This window comes from Microcoleus sp. BM001215392 (assembly GCF_036700185.1).
In the GTDB taxonomy this organism is placed as follows: Bacteria; Cyanobacteriota; Cyanobacteriia; order Cyanobacteriales; family Microcoleaceae; genus Microcoleus.
This window is the reverse complement of record NZ_JAUBOJ010000473.1, coordinates 1-4,909: the sequence shown is the minus strand read 5'-3', so window position 1 is coordinate 4,909 and position 4,909 is coordinate 1. Positions and strand designations below refer to the sequence as shown.

Here is a 4,909-nt window from a genome sequence, read left to right as displayed (position 1 = left end):
TTTTATTTCTCCACGGATGAATCCGGGGGCTTGTATCCTGGATGCTTTCGGTCAACCAATGGCAGAAAGTACAATTCAATATAAATTCATTGTCACAATCAAAGAAGGTTGCGAAGCGCTATTTGAAAATGACCCCAACGTGTTTGTAGCAGCCGATTTACTGTGGTATCCGGTTGAAGGTAGACCAGATATTTCTCAAGCACCGGATACGATGGTGATATTTGGCAGACCAAAAGGCGATCGACCTTCATACATACAATCTCGCGAAGAAAATATTTCTCCCCAAGTCGTCTTTGAAATTCGCTCCCACAACGATAGAAACACAAAAATGAACAAGAAACTTTCATTTTACTATCGTTATGGAGTGCAGGAATATTACGTTTACGACCCCGAAAGAAATGAGTTAGAAGGTTGGCAAAGAATTGAAGGAATCTTAGAGCCAATTGAACCGATGGAGGGATGGATAAGTCCCAGACTGGGAGTGCGATTTGAGTTGCCAGAATCAGGGTTAGAAATCTATCGCCCTGATGGAGAAAGGTTTCTTTCCTATTCCGAAATAAATGCTGAGCGACTGTTAGAGCGACGGCGCGCCGAACAAGAATTTCAGCGCGCCGAACAAGAATTTCAGCTCGCCGAACAAGAATCGCAGCGCGCCGAACAAGAAGCTCTCAAGGCTCAACAAGCAGCTCAAAGGTCTCAACTTTTAGCTGCCAAGCTGCGGGAATTGAACATCGATCCTGATAGCATCTAAGCTGGAATAAATGTTAAGAAAGCAGATTTATTTTATAAATCTGCTTTCTGGGAATTGCAGTTATTTATGCTTTTAGGACTTACGTATTTCTGACCCAAGAAACCGGGTTTTTTGGGGTTTTATCGACTGTAACCAACTATTTTCGTAAAAACCAGGTTTCTGAACACCCATTTCCGACCCAAGAAACCGGGTTTTTTGAGATTTTACCCACTGTAACCAAGTATTCTCGTAAAAACCAGGTTTCTGACCACCCGTGCATAAGTCTGATTCTTTTAACGTAGAAATCGCCCCCGATCGCAAATCACCTATACTACAATATATAATACAGATATTAGAGCCAAAATCCTGAGAGCTCAAAAAAATCCGAATCGCGGCCCCTTGAATGTGCAAAAATATTCAAGCAAACATTACTAAATCCTACACGGAGAAATTGTTATGGAGTCCAAATACAACCCCCAATCCATAGAAGAAAAATGGCAACAGACATGGGCTGAGCAAAACTTAGACCAAATGCCAGAAGATACCGAAAAGCCTAAATTTTATGCCTTATCCATGTTCCCCTACCCGTCGGGAAGCCTGCACATGGGACACGTCCGCAACTACACAATCATCGATGTAATTGCCAGACTCAAGCGGATGCAAGGCTATCGCGTACTCAATCCGATGGGATGGGACGCTTTTGGTTTGCCGGCAGAAAATGCGGCCATCGAGCGCTCAATTCCCCCCGCACAATGGACTTATCAAAATATTTCCCAGATGAAAGGCTTATTTCGCCGCCTGGGTATTTCTTTCGACTGGACAAAAGAAGTTACAACCTGTTCTCCCGATTATTATCGGTGGACTCAGTGGCTGTTTTTGCAATTTTTAGAAGCAGGATTAGCATATCAGAAAGAAGCCGCAGTTAATTGGGACCCGATCGACCAAACAGTCTTAGCCAACGAACAAGTAGACAACGAAGGTCGTTCCTGGCGTTCCGGTGCCAAAGTCGAGCGCAAATTATTGCGGCAGTGGTTCCTCAAAATTACCGATTACGCCGAACAGTTATTAAACGACTTAGATAAATTGCCAGATTGGCCCGAAAGAGTCAAATTAATGCAAGCCAACTGGATTGGCAAATCTGTCGGCGCTTATTTAGAATTTCCGATTGTCGGCATGGATGAAAAAGTCGCCGTTTTCACCACCCGTCCCGATACAATTTATGGCGTTAGTTACGTTGTTTTAGCGCCGGAACATCCGTTAACTCAGCTAGTGACCACGGCAGACCAAAAAGCCGCTGTAGAAGCCTTCATCAAAGAAGTTGCATTGCAAAGCGAAATGGATCGCACGGCTGATGACAAACCGAAGCGCGGTATCCCCACCGGTGGCAAAGCAATCAACCCTTTCAACGATGAAGAAATCCCGATTTGGATTGCCGATTACGTGCTGTACGAATACGGCACCGGCGCAGTCATGGGAGTACCCGCCCACGACACGCGAGATTTCAAGTTTGCCAATCAATATCAACTGCCAATTAAAGTAGTAATTGTGGATGATGATGAAGTTCCGCTGACTGAAGCTTACACCGAACCAGGAATTATGATTAATTCTGAAAGCTTCAACGGGATGGATTCAGTTAAAGGCAAAGCCGCAATTATTCAAGCTGCTGTAAATTCAGGTTGTGGCAAAGCGCGAGTGCAATATCGCTTGAGAGATTGGCTAATTTCTCGCCAGCGTTATTGGGGCGCTCCGATTCCGGTAATTCACTGTCCCAAGTGCGGTACAGTCCCCGTACCACAATCGGATTTACCTGTATTGTTGCCGGAAAATGTACAATTTACTGGCAAAGGTTCGCCGTTAGCAAAGATGCCGGAATGGGTGAACGTTCCTTGTCCGAGTTGCGGCACTCCGGCGCAGCGCGAAACGGATACGATGGATACTTTTATGGATTCATCGTGGTATTTTTTGCGCTATCCTGATGCTCAAAATCAAGCGCAAGTCTTTGATTCGGCGAAAACGAATGATTGGATGCCTGTTGACCAATATGTCGGCGGGATCGAGCACGCAATCCTGCATTTGCTGTATTCGCGGTTCTTTACGAAGGTTTTGCGCGATCGGGGTTTGATCGATTGCGACGAACCATTTAAACGCTTGTTAACTCAAGGCATGGTACAAGCCAAAGCCTACAAAAATCCTGTAACTGGGAAATACGTTGCCGCATCAAATGTAGACCCCGAAAATCCTAAAGATCCGCAAACTGGTGAAGCTTTGGAAGTCTTTTATGAGAAGATGTCTAAATCTAAATACAACGGTGTTGACCCCTTGGAAGTTATGGGGAAATATGGGGTTGATACGGCGCGGATGTTTATTTTATTCAAGGCGCCGCCGGAGAAGGATTTGGAGTGGGACGACGCGGATGTGGAAGGGCAATTTCGCTTTTTAAATCGCGTTTGGCGCGTGGTGACAGAATTTGCTTCACCCCCCCCAGCCCCCCCTTCCCAAGGGGGAGAGAAAGATGTGCTGAGCAAGCCTGAGAAGGATTTGCGGCGGGCGATTCACACTGCAATTAAGGAAGTTCGGGAAGATTTGGAGGGCGAGTATCAGTTTAATACTGCTGTTTCCGAAATGATGAAGTTGAACAATGCGCTGGCCGATGCTAAATGTAAGGATTCGCCCGTTTATGCCGAGGGAATTAATACTTTGATTTTGCTGTTAGCGCCTTTTTCGCCGCACATTGCTGATGAATTGTGGCACGTGATTGGTAACAGCGAATCAGTACACTTGCAAACTTGGCCTGTTGCAGATTCATCTGCTTTAGTTACTGATGAAATTACGCTGGTAATTCAAGTTATGGGTAAGACGCGCGGCACTATTCAAGTGCCTTCTGGTGCTGATAAAGCTGCTTTGGAAAATTACGCCCGCGAGTCGGATTTGGCGAAGCGCCATCTTGAAGGTAAGGAGATTAAAAAGGTGATTGTGGTTCCTGGAAAGTTGGTTAATTTCGTTGTAGCTGGATAAGAATGAGCAACCCGGTTTTTTGGGATAAACCGGGTGCGGTCAATGGTTTGTAGTGAGGACTTTAGTCCTTCTTTCGCGCGGACTGAAGTCCTCACTACGAACCGACTTTATTGTGGTGCTTCAAGGGAGATAATAGTTGTTTTTAATGCTGTTAAATCACCGATCGCTAATTATACCGCCATGAGCAAATTACCAAAGAGATACAGATATTTTGATAAATGGATATTATTTTTGGTGAAATTTTGGGCGATCGCCTACATCCTCTGTTGCATAATATTGTTTATCCTGCAAACTCGCCTCATTTTTAGTCCCACACCTACGATCGCCAAAACACCCGATGCTTTCAACATACCCTACGAAGAGGTTTGGTTGCCAGTTAACGGGCGATCGCCCAAAACGGACAAAACAGACAAAATTCACGGTTGGTGGCTGCCAACCGCCAATCCACAGCCGCTAGGAACCCTATTGTACCTGCACGGCAAGGGCTTTAACATCGGTGCGAATATCAATCAATCTTACCGCTTTCGGCAATTGGGTTTTTCCGTATTGCTGATAGATTACCGGGGTTACGGCCGCAGTCAAGGCAGTTTTCCCAGCGAAGCTCGGGTGTATGAAGATGCGGAAACAGCTTATAATTATTTAGTCAAACAGCGGCAATTGTCGCCTAGCGAAATCTTTTTGTACGGCCATTCACTCGGAGGTGCTGTTGCTGTAGAATTAGCAGTTGCACATTCGGAAGCTGCGGGCTTAATTGTTCAAAGTTCGTTCACTTCCATGCTGGATATGGTAGAACGCCAAAGTTTGATGCGGCTGTTTCCGGTGCGGTTGCTGCTGACACAAAAGTTTGATTCTTTGACTAAAGTTAAATTGCTCAAAATTCCGGTTTTGTTCGCCCACGGAACTGCCGATCCTTTGATTCCGGCGGCGATGAGTAATAAGTTGTATACTGCTGCTGGTGAACCCAAGCAAATTTTGCTAGTTCCTAATGCTAAGCACAATAATGGAGATGCTTTTTTTAACAGCAGCGAATACCGCCAAACTATTGTTAATTTTGCCGAAAAATCTAGAATGAGAATGAATAAATAGGTTCGATCGTTCGGACTTTAGTCATCGGGTGCATCTGGTTTTTGAAGCCTGAAGAAGCATGACCGCATATAAGTTATT

3 protein-coding genes are annotated in these 4,909 nt (G+C 45.1%); all 3 read left to right on the top strand.

Features of this window, described 5'->3' with window-relative positions; translation table 11 throughout:
* Nucleotides 1-16 precede the first annotated feature (16 nt).
* The 3 genes from QT974_RS30915 (at nt 17) to QT974_RS30905 (ending at nt 4,831) form a co-directional block, all read left to right on the top strand.
* Nucleotides 17-751: a Uma2 family endonuclease gene (locus QT974_RS30915; RefSeq protein WP_333472196.1), complete on the top strand. Its 735-nt coding sequence runs from the start codon at nt 17-19 to the stop codon at nt 749-751.
* A 435-nt stretch (nt 752-1,186) separates the two neighbouring features.
* Nucleotides 1,187-3,745, top strand: a complete 2,559-nt coding sequence (leuS, locus tag QT974_RS30910; protein ID WP_333472195.1) for a leucine--tRNA ligase — start codon at nt 1,187-1,189, stop codon at nt 3,743-3,745.
* A gap of 180 nt (nt 3,746-3,925) precedes the next feature.
* Entirely contained in the window at nt 3,926-4,831 is a 906-nt protein-coding gene (locus tag QT974_RS30905) for an alpha/beta hydrolase (RefSeq protein WP_333472194.1), read from the top strand.
* Nucleotides 4,832-4,909 lie beyond the last annotated feature (78 nt).

Coding starts and splice junctions, on each gene's coding strand:
- QT974_RS30915 (WP_333472196.1), top strand. CDS start 17: ATGAATCCGGGGGCTTGTATCCTGGATGCTTTCGGTCAACCAATGGCA.
- leuS (WP_333472195.1), top strand. CDS start 1,187: ATGGAGTCCAAATACAACCCCCAATCCATAGAAGAAAAATGGCAACAG.
- QT974_RS30905 (WP_333472194.1), top strand. CDS start 3,926: ATGAGCAAATTACCAAAGAGATACAGATATTTTGATAAATGGATATTA.